The 17,109-nt window shown below is 61.2% G+C and carries 16 protein-coding genes; 7 read left to right on the forward strand and 9 right to left on the reverse strand.

Annotated elements, in window-relative coordinates:
- Nucleotides 1-14 precede the first annotated feature (14 nt).
- Genes AX756_RS20570 through AX756_RS20580 form a run of 3 tightly spaced genes read right to left on the reverse strand, consistent with a single transcriptional unit; the run spans nt 15 to nt 3,845 of the window.
- Complete coding sequence (locus AX756_RS20570; RefSeq protein ID WP_068316461.1) at nt 15-1,880, reverse strand: glycosyltransferase family 2 protein; 1,866 nt, start codon at nt 1,878-1,880, stop codon at nt 15-17.
- Complete coding sequence (gene galE / locus AX756_RS20575) at nt 1,873-2,871, reverse strand: UDP-glucose 4-epimerase GalE (RefSeq protein WP_068316463.1); 999 nt, start codon at nt 2,869-2,871, stop codon at nt 1,873-1,875. Before galE ends, AX756_RS20570 begins: the two co-directional genes overlap by 8 nt.
- A 5-nt stretch (nt 2,872-2,876) precedes the next feature.
- A complete protein-coding gene (locus AX756_RS20580) occupies nt 2,877-3,845 on the reverse strand; it encodes a UDP-glucuronic acid decarboxylase family protein (RefSeq protein ID WP_068316466.1) in 969 nt (322 codons plus the stop codon).
- Nucleotides 3,846-4,102: 257 nt separating this feature from the next.
- Between AX756_RS20580 and AX756_RS20585 the strand changes: the two genes are divergently transcribed.
- A complete protein-coding gene (locus AX756_RS20585; protein WP_068316469.1) occupies nt 4,103-4,690 on the forward strand; it encodes a DUF995 domain-containing protein in 588 nt (195 codons plus the stop codon).
- Nucleotides 4,691-4,950: 260 nt separating this feature from the next.
- Here the strand turns inward: AX756_RS20585 and AX756_RS20590 are convergent, their stop codons facing one another.
- From AX756_RS20590 to AX756_RS20615, 6 genes are read right to left on the reverse strand one after another with little or no spacing between them, the layout of a single operon-like run.
- Nucleotides 4,951-6,363, reverse strand: a complete 1,413-nt coding sequence (locus AX756_RS20590; protein ID WP_068316472.1) for a phosphohexomutase domain-containing protein — start codon at nt 6,361-6,363, stop codon at nt 4,951-4,953.
- A gap of 19 nt (nt 6,364-6,382) precedes the next feature.
- Complete coding sequence (locus AX756_RS20595) at nt 6,383-7,648, reverse strand: FGGY-family carbohydrate kinase (protein ID WP_068316546.1); 1,266 nt, start codon at nt 7,646-7,648, stop codon at nt 6,383-6,385.
- Nucleotides 7,649-7,652: 4 nt separating this feature from the next.
- Nucleotides 7,653-8,618: a class II aldolase/adducin family protein gene (locus AX756_RS20600; RefSeq protein ID WP_068316475.1), complete on the reverse strand. Its 966-nt coding sequence runs from the start codon at nt 8,616-8,618 to the stop codon at nt 7,653-7,655.
- A gap of 53 nt (nt 8,619-8,671) precedes the next feature.
- A complete protein-coding gene (locus AX756_RS20605) occupies nt 8,672-9,010 on the reverse strand; it encodes an HAD family hydrolase (protein WP_068316477.1) in 339 nt (112 codons plus the stop codon).
- Between the two features lie 15 nt (nt 9,011-9,025).
- On the reverse strand, nt 9,026-9,997 hold the full coding sequence (locus AX756_RS20610; RefSeq protein WP_231701122.1) for an N-acyl homoserine lactonase family protein: 972 nt from the start codon (nt 9,995-9,997) through the stop codon (nt 9,026-9,028).
- A 54-nt stretch (nt 9,998-10,051) separates the two neighbouring features.
- Nucleotides 10,052-10,846, reverse strand: coding sequence for a GntR family transcriptional regulator (locus tag AX756_RS20615; RefSeq protein WP_231701123.1), 795 nt, complete (start codon nt 10,844-10,846; stop codon nt 10,052-10,054).
- A 30-nt stretch (nt 10,847-10,876) separates the two neighbouring features.
- Between AX756_RS20615 and AX756_RS20620 the strand changes: the two genes are divergently transcribed.
- The 6 genes from AX756_RS20620 to AX756_RS20645 all read left to right on the forward strand — a co-directional run bounded on the left by AX756_RS20620 (nt 10,877) and on the right by AX756_RS20645 (nt 17,109).
- Complete coding sequence (locus AX756_RS20620; RefSeq protein WP_068316482.1) at nt 10,877-11,965, forward strand: ABC transporter ATP-binding protein; 1,089 nt, start codon at nt 10,877-10,879, stop codon at nt 11,963-11,965.
- 35 nt (nt 11,966-12,000) lie between these two features.
- Nucleotides 12,001-13,326, forward strand: coding sequence for an extracellular solute-binding protein (locus tag AX756_RS20625; RefSeq protein ID WP_068316485.1), 1,326 nt, complete (start codon nt 12,001-12,003; stop codon nt 13,324-13,326).
- Nucleotides 13,327-13,430: 104 nt separating this feature from the next.
- The gene (locus AX756_RS20630) at nt 13,431-14,342 is read left to right on the forward strand and encodes a carbohydrate ABC transporter permease (RefSeq protein WP_231701124.1); all 912 of its coding nucleotides are present in this window, start codon (nt 13,431-13,433) and stop codon (nt 14,340-14,342) included.
- 3 nt (nt 14,343-14,345) lie between these two features.
- On the forward strand, nt 14,346-15,287 hold the full coding sequence (locus AX756_RS20635) for a carbohydrate ABC transporter permease (RefSeq protein WP_068316488.1): 942 nt from the start codon (nt 14,346-14,348) through the stop codon (nt 15,285-15,287).
- A 4-nt stretch (nt 15,288-15,291) separates the two neighbouring features.
- The gene (locus AX756_RS20640) at nt 15,292-16,410 is read left to right on the forward strand and encodes a Tm-1-like ATP-binding domain-containing protein (protein WP_068316492.1); all 1,119 of its coding nucleotides are present in this window, start codon (nt 15,292-15,294) and stop codon (nt 16,408-16,410) included.
- A 15-nt stretch (nt 16,411-16,425) separates the two neighbouring features.
- Nucleotides 16,426-17,109, forward strand: coding sequence for a class II aldolase/adducin family protein (locus AX756_RS20645; RefSeq protein WP_068316494.1), 684 nt, complete (start codon nt 16,426-16,428; stop codon nt 17,107-17,109).

The raw sequence follows: 17,109 nt of genomic DNA on the forward strand, positions 1-17,109 counted from the left end.
TTGTCCAGGTCATCTTATTTCTCCTCATCTAGACCCAAAAGCACTTTCCAGGCATTCGGGTTGAACTGGAATTTAACGTTGTCGGTGCCCCCCATTCCGGCGCCCGAAACCACGTACTCGTAACGGACGATCTCGGCGTCGACCAAACCGATACTGAGCGCCAGCACGCTTTGCGGCCCGCGATAAACCAGCGCCACGATGGCCAGACAGGCCAGCAGCGGTGCCGAAAGCATCTGCACAGGCTCGGCACGCAGGCCCTGCCAAAGGGGAATGCGGTTTTCGCGAAGATGGTAGAAGACGATGAAGATGACGATGATCGTGTAGATCGTGCCATTCAGAAGTGTCAGGAAGTAGAACCCCATCGCCGTTTGCAGGTCGTCGACCAGCAGAACCGGAAGGATGCAGCCAAGCGCCAGGACGACATAGGGCATGACAACCCGCAAGGGCAGCCTGGCCTCGACCGCACCGCCCTTGGGCGTGATGCGAAAATCGACAAAATCGCCGGTGAGCCTGTCACGCACGGCCATTACGCACCCCCAAAGCACCCAGGGCCATTGCAGAGCCAGGAACAGGGCCTTCTCCCATCCCAGAACCTTGGCGTTGAGGGGGCGGAGAAAGCCGTCGGACCGCAGCGCATAGGCCATCAGCGTCACCGCCACCGCCGGCCAGATCGCATGGGCCAGGAAGGCGGGGTATGTGACGTCTGCATACCGCATGTCGAACAGGACAGCCGCGATGGGCAGCAGGTAAAGCACCAGCATGAACAGCGCAAATAGCGGATACCAGAGCTGGCAGAAGACGAACTGGAACTTCAGCCGCGGAGGTAGCGGCTTGAGGTAACGGGCGGTGTAACGCAGCAGGATCGACAAAAGGCTGCGCGACCACTGGAACTCCTGCGTGCACAGATCGCCGGTTTGCGCCGGCCCGTCGCCGATGGCAATTGCCTCCAGAGCATGCACACCGCGCCAGCCGCCCGAGTTCAACAGCATCGTCGTCGAATGGTCTTCGGCCAGTTCGGGGCCGAGCCCGCCCACTTCACGCAGCGCCCGGGTCCGCACAGCGTAGTGCGACCCGATGCACATCGGCGCCAGTACGGCCGCATAGCCGGCCTGGAATATGCCGTGGAACGCTGCTTCGGTATCCATTCGAGCGCGCGCGGCCCAGCTCTGCGGAGCATTGCGGGCGCAGATCGACGGGGCGCTGACATAGCCGACCCTGGGATCGGCAAAGCCGCGCATCATCTCTTCGAGATATGTCGGCTGGGGCACGTGGTCGGCATCGAGCTGCGAGACGAAGTCGTAGCGGTCATAGCCATAATGGTCATAAAAGAAGGCAAGGTTGCCTTCCTTGCACCGGGTTCGACGCGGCCATTCGCTACGGTGAAAGTCCGACCGGCCCTTGCGCGTGGATATCTGCACCCCGTGAGCCGCGCACCATTCGATGGTTTCGGGCTGCGGATCCTCGTCGGCCAGCCATGTGTCATGCGGGTAGGTCTGCGCCAGCATCGCCTCCAGGGTCTGACGAACCAGCGGAAACGGCTCGGACGGTGTCTTTGTCGTGATCATCGCAACCCGGACATACCCCGGGGCGGGCGGGTCGCCGGCGGGCACGATCGCGCGGCGAAAGATCAGCACGAAAAACGCCTGCATGAAGACCATCCAGAAAAAAGCGAGCGTCGCGACCTGATAACGTATGCCGTCTGGCGGGATGTGGCGTGGGTCAAGCCACCACTGCCAGAACCAGAGCGTCGCCAATGCCCACAACAGGACAAGCACGTCGTACTTGGCCTTCTTGCGGCCAGTCAGAAGGCGGCGCTGGAAGGGGGAAGATCTTCCGGCGCGGAGGGCGCTCGTTGGTATTTGGCCCGTGGTTTCAGTCATCTTCTGTCGTGCCGATCTTGTGGCCGTAATGCGGTGCCGCGTGGCGCAAGATGGTTTCGACGCCGGAGAGCCTCGGGTGGAAACCGAGCCGCCGCCGGGCTTCGGAGGCATCCGCGATCAGGACCGGCGGATCGCCCGCCCGGCGCGGGGCCTCGACCAGCGGGACCGGAACGCCGGTGATGCGTTCGACGGCACCGCAGATTTCGTGCACCGACAGGCCATGGGCAGTCCCAAGGTTCAGCACCAGATTATCGCCGCCAGTCTCTAGGTGGCGGAGGGCCAGGTAATGCGCCTTTGCCAGGTCGGTCACGTGGATATAGTCGCGTATGGCGGTTCCATCGGGCGTGTCGAAATCGGTGCCGAAGATCCGCAGCGGCGGACCCATCCCCGAGGCCGCCATCAGCGCAAGCGGGATCAGACGCGTCTCGGGGTCGTGCCGCTCGGCCAATTCGCCCTCGGGGTCGGCCCCGGCGGCATTGAAATAGCGCAGGATAGTGAAGTTCAGGCCGTAGGCGGCAGCCTGGGCGTAAATCATCTGTTCGCCGATCAGCTTGGTCCACCCATAGGGGTTGATCGGAGACTGCGTTACGGCTTCATCGATGGGCACCTTGGGTGGGATGCCGTAGGTGGCACAGCTTGAGGAGAACACCAACAGATTGGCATCTGCAGCTTTCATCGCCGCCAGAACCCCGATCATGCCGCCGACATTGTTGTCGTAATAGCTGTCGGGCGCGCGTATCGACTCCGACACCACCGCGAAAGCCGCGAAATGCAGGACAGTGCGCGCGCCGTATTTGCGGATGACCGCCGCCAAGGCAGCCGCATCGCGAACATCGACACGTTCCAGCGGCCCCCATTTCACCGCATCCGCATGGCCGGTGCTGAGGTTGTCGACCGATACAGGCAGATAGCCCCGCGCCGCGAGATGCTTGCAGCAATGGCTGCCGATGAACCCGGCCCCGCCAAGCACGATAAGAGGAACAGCGGACATGGCCTTTACTCGGTCGGCCGAGCGTTGCGCCCCAGCTCAGCCGCTAAATAGATGATCGTCTGGCGCAGCCCCTCACGCAAAGGAACATCGGGCGACCAGTCCAAGAGCCGCCTGGCCTTGGAGATGTCGGGGCGCCGGTATTCCGGATCGTCCTTTGGCAGATCCCGGAACTCGATGGTCGAGTTACTTTGTGTTTCTTCGAGAACGATCTTTGCCAGTTCGAGGATGGAGAACTCGCCAGGGTTGCCAAGATTGACCGGGTCGAAAATATCTACCTTCGAATGCATCAGCGCGGTCAGACCGGTGATCATGTCATCCACATAGCAGAACGATCGCGTCTGGTGCCCGTCACCATAGACCGTCAGCCCGCTGCCAGACAGCGCCTGAACGATGAAATTCGACACGACGCGCCCATCCTCCGGATCCATGTTGGGTCCGTAGGTGTTGAAGATACGCGCGACGCGGATATCCACCCCGAGAGTATGGTGAAAATCGTAAAACAGCGTTTCGGCGGCACGTTTGCTTTCATCATAGCAGGCGCGCGGACCCATGGTCTGGACCTTGCCGCAATATTCTTCGGTCTGGGGAATGATCTCCGGGTCGCCGTAAACCTCCGAGGTGGAGGCCTGAAGGATCCGGGCCCCGGTTTTTCGAGCCAGCTTGAGCAGGTTTTCCGAACCGATCACGATCGTATCGAAAGTCGCGATAGGGTCCGCCTGGTATCTGGGCGGTGAGGCCGGCGCGGCCATGTTGATGATGAAGTCGATCTTTTCGCCGAGATCCAAAGGATCTGTTATGTCATGGAGCACGAAGCGGAACGCCGTGATGTCCAGCAGATGTTCGATATTCCGCATGCGTCCGCTCGACAGGTTGTCGACGCAGATCACGCGCGCACCCCGATCAAGATAGTGCTTGCACAAATGTGAACCCAGGAAACCGGCGCCGCCGGCAATGAGGACAGATCTGTCATCCATATCATTTTACCTTGGAGCGCGTCGGGCCGCCGGCCAAAAGACGCTTCCTGCAATCTGAACACACAGACATCAGGCCAACAATCTCTTGGGCCACCCTCCCCTCCGGCTTGCCCCGACTCCGGTGCCTAACTCCATTTGTTAACCTTTTTTGCGCTTTTTTTCATTGATTTACGACAAGGCACGCAATCCGAGAGTTTGATATACTTACCAAGCAGTTGGTATCGCGCCGAAGGCAGCCGGGTATTGAGAGGCAAAAAATGCTGGATATTCAAGATAGCCGTCAAAACCAAATTCGTGATCCAGGCGGTGCAGGAGTGAGTGCCGTGACCGGCGCGGATGTTTATTCCGCGACGAAGCTTTTGCTGGCCTCATTCATCCTGGCGGCCCTGGTCTTCCCCACGGTCGTTCGTAGTGATGGTTTCCCGGGGTCGCCGATCCCGCCGGACGCCGCGGCTCCCACTCCGGAGGAACTGTTCAGGCTATTCGCCAACCACACCGAGGACTGGGGGCGTGGCTCAGGGAAATACTGGGACCCGGACGGAACTTGGCGCGCGGTCAACATTTCGGAGAACAGTGTTGGGTCCGGGACATGGTATGTCACCACCGCCAGCCGCGTCTGCTATGAGGGCAGTTGGTATTGGAACCAGGATTTCGATGTTGCCAATTCTGGCTCCAAGAAGATTTGCACGCGGTTTCGCAGGGATGCGAAGGGAATGATGTGGTCTACGACGAAAGGGTTGAACGGCCCGTGGTATCCGTTCTCTTTCGAGTCGTTCGAATACGGCAACCTGATCGCCAGAAGCTACGCGGACACCGCAGCGCCGATCGCGCGTGTGCAGCAGTAAGTTCACTGGCCGCGCTGGTGTGAGACGAATTCGAACGCATCTCTGCAAGGAAGCGGTCGTTGTCTCTTGCGCCGCTCCGAGTTGATATGGTCGAACATCGATGCGTGAACGCCGGCGAACACATCACCGCCAAGCGGATGGGCTCGTGGTTCTTCCATAACTATCTGAACAGGTAACGTTCTTTTCGTCTGAGGGGGCCAACCAACCCCCTCGCCCGCCGCAAGCAAGGCTCCTCTGACATCACCGTTCACAAACCTGGTTCAAGTGTTTTCAAATTTGCCCAAGGCCGCCGCGACATCCTTTTCAAGTTGCGGAAAACTCTCCCCAAAAAGCCGTCCAATGCGGCGAAGATCTTCGGCACCCTCACCTTCCAGCCGGATCGTGACCTTCGGCTCGGTAATGGAGCGGCGAACAAGCAACCAGCCGGATGGCCAGACCAGTCTGACACCGTCGATCTTCTGCACTTCGGCACCTTCGAGCCCGGCGGCGCAGCTTGCCAACAACGCGTCGATCGCCGCGGCGTCCATGGCAATCCGTATATCCTCGGTCATGAACATTGCCGGAAGCTTGTCAACAAAAGCGGACAGTTTTCGATCCTGCGCGACCAACCATCCGGCCAGGCGGATCGCGGTGTGAAGCGGGTCGTCGCGGCCGTGAATCTCGCCAAGAAAAACGTGGCCGGAAAGCTCTACGCCGGCAATGGCGTCATGTTCCAGCACCATGCGCTTCATGTAGGCATGTCCGCTCTTGCATCGGCGTGGTGTCCCGCCGAGAGCCGCGATCGCCCGTTCCAGATGCATTGAGCACTTGATGTCCAGGATAACGTTGTCACCTTCACCGCAGGGGATCGCGCCCTTGAAGAGCACGATGGCCAAACGTTCCGATCCGAGGATTCGACCCTTGTCATCGACAATCGCGATCCGGTCACCGTCACCATCGAACCCGACGCCGAAATCGGCACCGGTGTCGAGCACGGTCCTGACCAGTGTGGCGAGGCTTTCGGGGATGGCGCAGTCGGGATTGCGTTCGGAGAAATTGCCGTCGATCCGGTCATGCAGCGCCGTGACCTCGGCGCCGAGATCGGCAAGGACCCTTGAGGCAACGCCAGACATGCAACCATTGCCGGGATCGACAACAACCTTTAGCCCTTCCAGCGACTGCCCTGCGAAGGTTGCCATCATCGCGTCCATATAGGCACCAACGATGTTCTCCACCTTGCGGATGCGAGCCAGGCCGTTCGCGGCAACCTCAGCGCTTTCCGAGGCCTTGTCGGCCAGGAAGTTGATGTCGTTCGGGGTGGGCGGCAACTCACCATTCATCACCTTCAGCCCGTTCCATTGCGGTGGGTTATGCGAGGCGGTGCAAATGGCCGAGGCCTGAGCACCAAAATGGTGCTTGGCCCAGTAGATCGCCGGTGTCGGGACCCTGGCGCCAAGCTCGACGATGCCAATCGGCGCGGTGGAGAGCCCGCGAATGGTGGCGGCAAGCAGGTCGGGCGTCGAGATGCGCCCATCACCGCCGATGACCAGCGTGTCGCCATCGGCATTCGGCCCATCGGCGAGAAGCCGGGCGTATTCGCGCCCGACGCGGGCAAAGATGTCCTCGTTGACCTGATCGGGATAGGTGCCGCGGATATCGCAATCCTTGAAGGCTTCGGTATTCATCGGTGCCATGTCGGGTCTCCTGTTCTGGTCAGGCAGTCATCAGCGGGATACGGGCCGCACCAATCGCGGCTTCGGTCTCTGCGGCGTTTTCCGGGGTGAGGCCCAGATGGCGGGCGCGGATCGCCGTGAAGACGGGATTTTGTGCGCCGCCTCCGGCGGACAGCACGCGCGTCGGGCGCTCTCCGTCCGCGTCTGAAATCGCCGCGTAGCACTGCGCCTCGATCCGGGCGATGCCTTCGAATATGCCATGCAGGAAGGCTGCGTCGTCGGCAGGGCGTGGCTCAAGCCGCGGCTGAAGCTCGGGATCGTTCAGCGGGAAGCGCTCGCCGGGCTCAATCAGCGGGTAATAATCCAGATCGGACGCCTGCGCGGCGTCGATCTTCTCGCTCAGCGCGGCAAGCTCGGCATCGGAGAAGAAGTGCCGCAGCACCCGGCCACCGGTATTGGAGGCGCCGCCAACGAGCCAGACATTGCCGACCCGGTGGGAATAGAGCCCGCGCGCCGGATCGTCGATCCGGGCCCGGCTGAGCGCCTTGATGGCCAGAGTGGAGCCAAGCGAGGTCACCGCAACACCGGCCTCCAGCGGCGCGGCGGCGAGAAAGGCGGCAATGCTGTCCGTGGTGCCCGCATGGACCTGCACGTTGGCGGGCAGGCCCAATTCGCGGGCGAGATCGCCACGAAGCGTTCCAAGCGGCGTTCCGAGCGGATGCGCTTCGGGCAACAGGCCTTCGGGCAGCAGGGAGACAATCCAGTCCGGCCATTCGCCGGTATCCGGCTCCACCCCGGTCTTGAGCGCGTTCATCACGTCGCTCTGCCCGCCGATGCCGGTAAGCCGCGCGGCAATGAAATCGGCCTGGTGCAGCAGGTGGCGCGCACCCGGCGCTTCGCTGACCAGCCGCATCGCGCGCCCGAGCGCGGAGCCCGAGCCACGGGCGATATGCGGATCAGGCGCAAGCGCGGCAATGCGTTCGGCCTCTGCGTCAAAGCCCTTGGAGTTGTACATCAGCGCACGGCTGACCGGGACAAGATCGGCATCGGTCAGCAGCATGGTGCCCGAGGTGCCATCGACGCAGGCATGGCCGATCCCTGCCGGGTCCTGCCCGTCTGTCCGCAGCTTTTCCATCTGCGCCTCAATGCAGGCGCGTACCGCTTCCCACCACTTCTCCGCGTCGATCCGCGCGGGATCCGGCTGTGGCAGGTGCTCCACGGTTGCCATGGAGAGCAGCGCGCCCTCCGGAGACACGATCGCGGTACGAACCCCGGAGGTGCCGATATCAATGCCCAATGACAGCATCACATCAGCCTTTCGCTGCCAGCCACTGCCGGTACTTCTCGGCGTCCCAGTTCAGCAATTCGGCTTCGGCCGCGTGGCCGATGGCTTCCGGCTCCCACTCTTTTGGCAAACGCCGGAAGATGTCGGACAGGCAAGTGAGCATCGCGCGCTGCACGGAGGTGGCGGACTTGCGGATCTGGATGCCTTCGCCGGGGATGACGACCACGGGCGGTTCATCATCTTTATCCGCCGTGGGCAGGCCCGCGCCGAGGAAGACGACATGGTCCGGGTAGTAGGATCCTTCGGTAATCCAATTGCAGACAGTTTCGTGCCGCGCCATCCAGTTTTCTGTTTTGGCCCAGTCGAAACCTTCCATTGCCGCCCCCGCAGGCGCGCCACCGACGACATGGGCCGGTGCACGGAAAAGCCGTCCCTCGACACGTTGCATGAGGTTGTCGGTCTCCGCAGTCGTCTCGCCACAAACGATGAGGCCGTGGTTTTCCAGCAGGAACAGCCGGCTTTCGGGCTTGGCGCGTTTCAGGATTTCAGTCGTCAGCGGCAGGCCGGGCTTCGCATAGGGCACAAAGACCGGGTTCAAATCTTCCAACTGCCGTTTCGCCACCTTGCGACCGTCGGGCGAGATGACATGGCTGAGCGCCGCCACCGAATGGGTGTGGGCGCAGACACGCCAGTTGAGTGCGGCGTGGAACGTGGTCTCGATAGAGGGACGCAGCTCGACTTCCGGATCCAGCACGGTTGCCTTGCAGGTTCCGTCGCCCGCGCCATGCGCTTCGGCATCGGCCGCATTGCGATCCACGGCGACGAAAATCTCCGACGTCACGGCATCGGCCAGCTCGAAGCCGGACGCCTTGATCCACATCACCTCGTCATCCTTGATCGAGGTATTGCCGCCGGGGCCCTGGATGCAGAGCGGGTCGGCGCCGATCTTGGCCGAGAAAGCGCGGAAATTGTCGGTCAGAAGGTCTTTCATAGCCTCACCTCAGATATTTCAGTGTGACGTCGGGCAGTGGCCTGCCCTCGGAACTAGCGAGTTTCATCACGCCGACTTCGGCGTCGGTGGTTCTGAGAGCTTCGGCATGGAGCCCGGCGCGCATGAAGACGCTGCGCCGTCATGTTCGAGCATATCGCCCACCACTGGAAGTTTTCGGGCGCAAGCCCAAGTGCCGCTTCAACGGCGCGGAATACGGAAAGATTCGGCTTGCCGGAAATCGACTGGATCGCCAGCCGCCGATCGATCCCGGAAAGGGCCTTGATTGCATATGGACAGGGCGCGCTGCCGTCATGCAGCACGCCCCATTGGTCAACCACGACCGCCTCGATCCCTGCGAGGGCATCCTTCAGCGTGTCGATGGCGACGACCATTTCCGGATCAGCCGATCAGGACGGATCGTCCGGGGTCGGCGGCCAGAGCGAGGCGAGGTAGTCCTTGACCTCTTCGGGCTTCATCGCCGGTGCCGCCTTTTCGGCCGCACCCGGAGGCATGTCGCCGAAATAGAACTGGAAGCCCGGAATGAACTGCCGGCGCTTGCGCAGCGGCATGCCCTCATAGGGGAAGACATCCGAGCGTGCATTGGCGTTCTTGTCATGGCAAGGCAGCACGTAATCGGCGCGCTTGTCGATCTCCTCGACCGATTTCCAGCCTTCCCAGCTGTTGACGAAGCGCGCGGGCACCCAGTAGCGCCAGCCCTCCTCCGCATTCGGCTCAAGGTTGCGCTCCTGGAAGATCGCGTCGCCCGCGACAACGATGTCGCCCGCAGAGGTGGCCACGCTCACCGCCATATGGCCGACCGAGTGGCCCGGCGTATGGAACATGGTGATGCCCGGCAGCACCTCGCATTCCTGGTCCACGGCCTCGAAAACACAGCCGGTATAGGGCGGCTCGATGCCCAGGTAGCCACTCTCATAGGTGCGGTAGTAAAGAGGCAGCGGGTTGAACGCCATTTCGATCTCGGCCTTGGGCGCGATATAGCGGGCGTTCTTGAACTCCTTCATATTCTGGGTGTGGTCCCAGTGCAGGTGCGTGAAGACGATGGCGTCGATCTCGTCGGGATGCACACCAAGCTTCTGTTCCAGATGCTCATGGACCTGAAGGCAGCCACGTTTTTGGCACTTGTGGTGATACTTGGTCGCGCGCGGCTCATCGCACAAACCGGTATCGATCAGGATCTTGTGTTCACCGGTATCGACATAGTGGCAATAGACCGGGTTCCAGATCTTCTTGCCCGCCGGCCCCTTCCAGAAAATATAGGTGCCGAGGTCTCCCTCGAGCCAGCCTGTGTTGATCGGATAGATCTTGGTTTCGTTCACGCCCATGGCGGCCTCCAGAATCGATTTCCTCACCTTTGACATACAAACTTTTCTGTTTGCATGCAAACTGAAACCAAAGATCCACTCCCTGTTCGGTCAGTTATGCTTGAAAGCCTCCAGAGCCTGCAGAAAGCTCGCGGCCATGTGTTCTCGCATGCCGTCGGAGGCCACCTTGGAATCGGCAGAGAAAATGCTCGCCAGAAGTGACTCGTGGCTCTTGGCGGAGGCGATCAGGTCTTTCTCGGAGCCAAACTTCTTGGCCCGGAACGGGCCGGTGCGACGGCGAAACTCGGACGCAAGTTCTTCCATGAACGCATTTCCGGTCGCACGGTAGATCGCGTGATGCAGGTCCTCATTGGCATGCATGTACTCAACCCGGTCGCCCGCCTCGGCGATGCGGATGCACTTGGCCTGCGCAAGCTCGATCTCCGACCGCGACAGCAATGTCAGCCTCTGCGAGGCCATGCGAGCGCACATCACTTCAATTTCATACATAACTTCAAATATTTGCGACAGCTCTTCGCGTGAATACTGAGCCACGCGAACACCGCGCTTTTCACCCGCCACAAGAATTCTCTGTGCGACGAGCTGGTTCAGAGCTTCGCGAACCGGCGTTCTGGAAACACCAAGCTGTTCGGCCAGGCGCACCTCGTCGACGCGCTCGCCCGGACTGAGAACGCCGGCGGCAATATCATCTGTCAGGGCCACCACAACCTTTTGAACAGCCGAGACCTTTGGGCCGTTCGGGCCCGTGTCACTACCCCGTGCCATGAGACGCTCCTTTGTTGTTCTTTGCCTTGGTGGCGCGACTCCTGTTCGCCCACAGGCGCAATCTAGGAGCTTTTTCCCCTCGTGGCAATTTTGTATATTTACATTTATGTTTGTATGCATACTCTCTCACCAGCTTCTAGAGGGGACAACATGCCCAAGATTCGACTGGATGGACTTGTGAAGCGGTACGGCGTCCTGGAGGTGCTGCACAATATCGACCTGGTCATGGAAGAGAACGAATTCACTGTTCTTGTCGGGCCGTCGGGTTGCGGGAAATCGACGACGCTACGCATGCTTGCCGGGCTTGATACTGTCAGCGAAGGCGAGATCTATATGGACGACCGTCCGATCAGCCACCTCGAACCCAAGGATCGCGACCTTGCGATGGTGTTCCAGGACTACGCGCTCTACCCCCATATGAATGTGGCGCGGAACATGTCCTTTGCGCTCAAACTGCAGAAATGCCCGAAGGATGAGATCGACGCCAAGGTGCGAGAAGTCGCCAAGATCCTCGGCCTGACCGATTATCTGAACCGCAAGCCGGGTGAACTTTCAGGGGGTCAGCGGCAGCGGGTGGCGATGGGGCGCGCGCTGACGCGCGACGCCGGCACGTTCCTGTTCGATGAGCCGCTTTCGAACCTGGACGCCAAGTTGCGCGGCCAGATGCGGGCAGAACTCGCGCTGATGCGTCAACGCGTGAAGAAGAACATGGTCTACGTGACGCATGATCAGGTCGAGGCGATGACCTTGGCCGACCGGATCGTCGTTATGCATGACGGCTTCATCCGGCAGCAGGGTTCACCCGAAGAACTCTTCAAACGCCCGGCGAACAAGTTCGTGGCCGGTTTCCTTGGCTCGCCGCCGATGAATTTCATGGATGTAACGCTGGAGGAGGACGGCGCTGCCTTCCATGCCCGCGGCGACGGCTTCCGTATTGCGTTGCCTGCGGAGCTGGCCGAACGGGCCCGCCGCAAGGGGCATGGCGATCTGACAATGGGCATTCGTCCGTCCGATCTCAACTATGACGCCGCCGCCCCCGACTCCACTGCAATGGATCTGCGGGTTTCGATCTCGGAATATATCGGCGCACAATCGGTGCTGATCTGCAATTGCGGCGAAGCGACTGTGACCGTCGAGGTCAAGTCCGAGACCCCAATCGCGCTTGGCGAAACCCTGCGTTTCGCAGTGCGCCCGGAAGGGATTCATTTGTTCGACAAGACAACTGAGAAAGCGCTCTGAGCGCTATGAAATAGGCAATTTGGGAGGAGGACCCTATGCTGAAGACACTTGGAATCACCGTAACCGCGACCATGGTGCTGACCGCTACGACCGTTCTGGCTAATCCTTACGAGGAATATGCAGGCACGACGCTCGTGGTGAACTTCCCCTCACATCCGCACTACAACGCGGTGATGAAGGTGCTGCCCGAATTCACCAAGGAAACGGGTATCGAGGTCGAAGTGGACATGCTCCCCTACCTCAAGATGCGCGAGCGCCAAACGCTGGAACTGACCCAGGAAGAAGGCGCCTATGACCTGATCACCTATGTGGTGTTCTCCAAGGCCGACTATGTCTACGCTGACCAGCTTGAAAACCTGGCCAAGTATTTCATGAACCCGAAACTGGCCGACCCGACCTATGAAGCCGAAGACCTGATCGACGCCTATGTTCAGAATATCGGCGTTGCCGGCGGCAAGAAGGGCTACCTGCCCGGTCCGACCGGTTCGCTTTTCGGCCTGCCGCAGGGCTCCGAAACGTCGGTTCTCATCTACCGCCAGGACATCTTCGACAAGCACGGGCTGAAGGTGCCTGAGAATTACGACGAACTGCTCGACGTGGTCTGCAAGATCCCCGAGCTTGAGCCCGGCATGGGCGGCATGGCTTCCCGCGCGGCTTCCGGCCACCAGGCCAGCCACGCTTTCCTGCTGCACCTTGCGCCGCTTGGCGGTCGTGTCTTTGACGACGAGTGGAACCCGACCATCAACAACGAGGCCGGTGTTGCAGCGGCCAACGCACTGAAGACCATCGTGGATTGCGGCCCCGAGGGATCGAGCGCCTTCGGTCCGGCGGAAGCCGCCAATTCCTACGCCAATGGTCAGTCGGCCATGTTCATGGACTCCATCGCCTTCGCGCCGAACTTCGAAGACCCGGAGAAATCCAAGGTCGTCGGCAAGTCCGGCTATGCAATGCATCCCGAGGGCGTACGCCGCGGCTCGCAAACCGGTGGTTTCGGCATCGGCATCCCCGCAAATGCGCTCAACAAGGAAGCCGCCTTCCTTCTGGCGCAATGGCTGACCTCCAAGCATGGCGACAAGCTCGTGGCGATGGCCGGCGGCAACCCGTCTCGCTTCTCGACCTATGCCGATCCGGAAGTCCAGGCCAAGTACCCCTATGCGAAGGTCTTCGGCGAAGCGCTTGAATTTGCCGATCCCGACTGGCGCCCGATCATCCCCGTCTGGGGCAAGATCAACGCCGATATCGGCACGACCATGTCGAAAGTGCTGACCGAGGATCTCGATCCGCAGGAAGCCCTGGACGGCGTTGCCGAGCGGTCCCGCGCGCTGATGGAAGAAGAGGGCTACTACATCTGGCAGAAGTGATGTAGCGCCCGCGGCCCCGTCCTCCCCGGGGCCGCAAGAACGAGCCGGGCTGCTTCACGTGGCCCGGTCCCTCCCGGGACATTCAGCCTGCCAGGAGTAGTCACGTGAACGGCCAGAGTTTCAACCGACTGACACCCTATCTCTTCATGGCCCCTGCGGCCATTATCATGGCAATCGCGCTGTTCTATCCGCTGATGTACATGATTTTCGGCAGCTTTCGCTCCTGGGATCCGAGCCAGGTTCTGTCGGAGACGGAATTCATCGGGCTGGCGAATTACACGAAACTCCTGGGAGATGAGGCGTTTCTCGAAAGTGTCTCTGTCACGCTGACTTTTGCTGGAACGGTCGTCGTCGCCGAGATGTTCATCGGTGTCGGCCTTGCGCTGCTGCTGGACCGCAATATCCGCGGGATGTCGGTGCTGCGCACACTCTTCATCCTGCCGATGATGATCGCGCCGGTCGTTGTCGGTCTGGTCTGGCGCTTCATGTATCATCCGACGGACGGGGTCTTTAACCGCTGGCTGACCCATCTTGGCCTGCCGCGCGTCGATTGGCTGGGCGATCACGCTCTCATGTCCGTCATCATTGCCGATATCTGGCAATGGACACCCTTCATCTTCATCCTGTCTCTGGCTGCACTGCAATCTCTGCCGCGTTCCGCGCTGGAAGCGGCGCGTATCGACGGCGCCACCGGCTGGCAACAGATCATTCACATCAAGCTGCCGCTCATGGCGCCGGTCCTTATCGTTACCTGCCTGCTGCGCCTGATCGATGCCTTCAAGGTTCTCGAAGTGATCCTGGTCATGACGGAAGGCGGCCCGGGCCTGTCGACGGAAATCCTTGCGCTCCGCATCTCTCGCACGGCTCAGGAATTCCGTGAACTCGGCGAAGCGGCGGCGATGTCCAACTATCTGCTACTCCTGCTGATGGTGCTCACGCTCGGCATGTTCGCTTTCACCCGCTGGCAGGAAGCCCGCGCGCAACGGCTCAACACCGTCAAGCAAGAGGAGGGCTGACACATGGCCGCCAATAGCCCGTACGACAAGCAGAACCCTGCCTTCTACGCCCTTCTCGTCGCGCTTATCCTCATGTCGATCGGCCCCGTGGTGCTGCTCTTCGTGAGCTCCTTCAAACTGGACGTGGACATCATTTCCGGCACCGGTGGCTTGCTCTTCATGCCAACGATCCAGAACTACGAGACCGCGCTCTGCGATATCCTCTGGTACGAGCCGGACCATATCGACTATTGCGCCATTCGCTTCGGCGCGGCCTTCGGGAACTCGCTGATCATTGCGCTGATCTCCACCGCGCTGACCCTGATCATCGGCTGCATGGCGGCTTATGCGCTGGTCCGTTTCCGCTTCATGGGGCGCGAGCCGATCTCGTTCGCCACGCTCGCCGTGCGCATGGTGCCGCCCGCCGTTCTGCTGGTGCCGGTCTTCGGGTTGTGGAACAACTCCTTCTGCATCGACAACGCCACCATGGTTGGCGGTTGGATCCGTGACACGTTTGGCGGGCGTGGAGATGTCTGCCTTGCAGGGACGCATTCGGGCATCATCCTGATCTATGTCGCGATGAACCTGCCCTTCGTGATCTGGATCCTGCAGAGCTTCATCGTCCAGGTGCCGCGCTCTCTGGAGGAAGCCGCGCGCGTCGATGGCGCGGGTCCGTTCCAGGTGTTCTTCCTAGTGGTGCTGCCGCTGATCAAGCCGGGCCTTGCCGCTGCCGCGATCTTCACTTTCCGGATTGCGTGGAACGAGTACCTGCTGGCCTCCGCGCTGGCCGACCGTGATACCATGACGGTTCCGATCCTGATCGTGAACAATACCAGCGAGTTCAACATCGAGTGGGGTGTGATCATGGCCACCGGCATGTTGCTGGCAATTCCGCCGATCATCTTCACGCTCTTTGCCTCGCGTCAGATCATCACCGGCATGACCGCCGGCGCCGTGAAAGGGTAAGTCTATGAGCGGATCGGTTGCGCTCCTTGGCACCTTCGAGACCAAACCCGAGGAGTTGCATGCGCTCTCGCTGATGCTCGCCGGGCATGGGCTCGCAGTCGCTCCCTTCGATCTCTCTCTTGCTTCCGGCGGTGAAGTGTTGCCGGGCGAGGAGAAGCTGCGGCGGATGGCGAAGAAGGTCGAGCAGGCCTCCGCCGGTATCGTCGCCGCCGATCCCGGTGCGGTGCTGGCCATTGGCGGCGGTACAGGCAGCGAAATGGCATTGCGTGCGATGCGTGCCCTGCCGCTGGGCCTGCCCAAGTTCATGATCACCACGCTGCCCTTTGACCCGCGCGCAGCACTTGCCGATAACGACGTGACGCTCATCCCGACGCTTTGCGACATTCAGGGCATGAACGCGCCGCTCCGGCGCATTTTCACCCGGACGGCCGCCATGGTCGCCGCCGTTGCCAGCCCGCTGCCGGTACATGGCGTGCCGAAAAAGGCCGTCGCGGTCTCGCTCCTCGGCGTCACCCAACAAGCGGGCGAAAAGATCCTTGAGCGACTTGTAAAGGCTGGACAGGAGACTGCCACCTTCCATTCCAACGGTTTTGGCGGTGCCGCGCTGGCCCGTTTTGCTTCTCAAGGTGCGCTGTGCGGCGTGATCGACATGACGGTGAACGAGATCGTGCGCATGCATGTCGCCGGCGCCCATGTGCCGATGCCGACGCGTTATACCTGTGCGGCCGCGCTGCCGCGGATCGTGCTGCCGGGCACGCTCAACTTCCTCGATGGCGGCATCCGCGATCAGATGCCTGAGGAATACAAGGCGCGCCCGCATTACCGCCAATCGAGCTATTTCACCCATGTTCAGCTTACCGAAGCGGAGATGGACACGGCCGCCCGTTCGCTCGCCGCGGACCTGAACCAATCGACCGCGCATTGCGAAGTGCTCGTGCCGATGGGGGGCTTTTCCAGCGAGGACCGCCCCGGCGGCGCCATCGAAAGCCTGGCTTTGCGCGAACAGGCCGCCGAGATCTTCGAGGCGGAGGCGCGGGCCTATACCGTGACCCGTCTCCCCCATCACATCGCAGACCACGAGACCGCCGACGAGGCCGTCTCGCGTCTCCTTCCGCATCTCTAGACAGAAAGACGTCCCATGTCCGACAAGCTCGACCAAGCCGACATCCTCGCCAAGAAAGACGAACTCATCGCTACGGCCCGGCGCAGCTTCGAGGTCGGGATCCAGACCAATGCCGGCGGCAACCTCTCGGTCTGCCTCGACTCGCGCGAGGCCATTGTCATCAAGCCCTCTGGCGTCGGCTTCAATGAATGCACCCGTGAAAACCTGCAGGTCGTGCTGCTGGATGGCACGGTATTGCCCTCCGAGGTCGAGATGAAACCCTCCAAGGATCTCGAGTTCCACCTCGAGATCTACCGCCGCCGCGCCGATATCTCTGCCATCGTTCATTGCCACAGCCCCTGGGCCACCGGGTATGCCAGTGCCGGGCTGGAAGTGCCCTGCCTGACGGTGCAAACGGTGGAAAAGATCGGTCGCATGCCGCTCGTGCCGCTCACCGAAAATCTCGGGCCGCAGACCGCCGCCATGATTGGCCCGGTTTTTGACGATCCGAAGATCCGCGCAGCCGTGCTTGCCAACCATGGCGCCATCGGCACCGGCAAGACGCTGATGGCCGCTCAATATCTCGCCGAGATCATCGAGGAAACCGCCCATATCGCCTTCGTGCGGGACACGTTGGTGCGCTCCCTCGGCCTCGAAACCCCGCCCTCGCCGGACTATGGCACCGCCAAGGATGAAAAGGCCGCGATGGCAAAGGGCTGA

It is taken from the genome of Aliiruegeria sabulilitoris, assembly GCF_001558155.1.
GTDB lineage: Bacteria > Pseudomonadota > Alphaproteobacteria > Rhodobacterales > Rhodobacteraceae > Tropicimonas > Tropicimonas sabulilitoris.

What these genes read in the sequence shown, in the direction of transcription:
- AX756_RS20570 (WP_068316461.1), bottom strand. Translation starts at nt 1,880, where the DNA reads ATGACTGAAACCACGGGCCAAATACCAACGAGCGCCCTCCGCGCCGGA.
- galE (WP_068316463.1), bottom strand. Translation starts at nt 2,871, where the DNA reads ATGTCCGCTGTTCCTCTTATCGTGCTTGGCGGGGCCGGGTTCATCGGC.
- AX756_RS20580 (WP_068316466.1), bottom strand. Translation starts at nt 3,845, where the DNA reads ATGGATGACAGATCTGTCCTCATTGCCGGCGGCGCCGGTTTCCTGGGT.
- AX756_RS20585 (WP_068316469.1), top strand. Translation starts at nt 4,103, where the DNA reads ATGCTGGATATTCAAGATAGCCGTCAAAACCAAATTCGTGATCCAGGC.
- AX756_RS20590 (WP_068316472.1), bottom strand. Translation starts at nt 6,363, where the DNA reads ATGGCACCGATGAATACCGAAGCCTTCAAGGATTGCGATATCCGCGGC.
- AX756_RS20595 (WP_068316546.1), bottom strand. Translation starts at nt 7,648, where the DNA reads ATGCTGTCATTGGGCATTGATATCGGCACCTCCGGGGTTCGTACCGCG.
- AX756_RS20600 (WP_068316475.1), bottom strand. Translation starts at nt 8,618, where the DNA reads ATGAAAGACCTTCTGACCGACAATTTCCGCGCTTTCTCGGCCAAGATC.
- AX756_RS20605 (WP_068316477.1), bottom strand. Translation starts at nt 9,010, where the DNA reads ATGGTCGTCGCCATCGACACGCTGAAGGATGCCCTCGCAGGGATCGAG.
- AX756_RS20610 (WP_231701122.1), bottom strand. Translation starts at nt 9,997, where the DNA reads ATGTCAAAGGTGAGGAAATCGATTCTGGAGGCCGCCATGGGCGTGAAC.
- AX756_RS20615 (WP_231701123.1), bottom strand. Translation starts at nt 10,846, where the DNA reads ATGCATACAAACATAAATGTAAATATACAAAATTGCCACGAGGGGAAA.
- AX756_RS20620 (WP_068316482.1), top strand. Translation starts at nt 10,877, where the DNA reads ATGCCCAAGATTCGACTGGATGGACTTGTGAAGCGGTACGGCGTCCTG.
- AX756_RS20625 (WP_068316485.1), top strand. Translation starts at nt 12,001, where the DNA reads ATGCTGAAGACACTTGGAATCACCGTAACCGCGACCATGGTGCTGACC.
- AX756_RS20635 (WP_068316488.1), top strand. Translation starts at nt 14,346, where the DNA reads ATGGCCGCCAATAGCCCGTACGACAAGCAGAACCCTGCCTTCTACGCC.
- AX756_RS20640 (WP_068316492.1), top strand. Translation starts at nt 15,292, where the DNA reads ATGAGCGGATCGGTTGCGCTCCTTGGCACCTTCGAGACCAAACCCGAG.
- AX756_RS20645 (WP_068316494.1), top strand. Translation starts at nt 16,426, where the DNA reads ATGTCCGACAAGCTCGACCAAGCCGACATCCTCGCCAAGAAAGACGAA.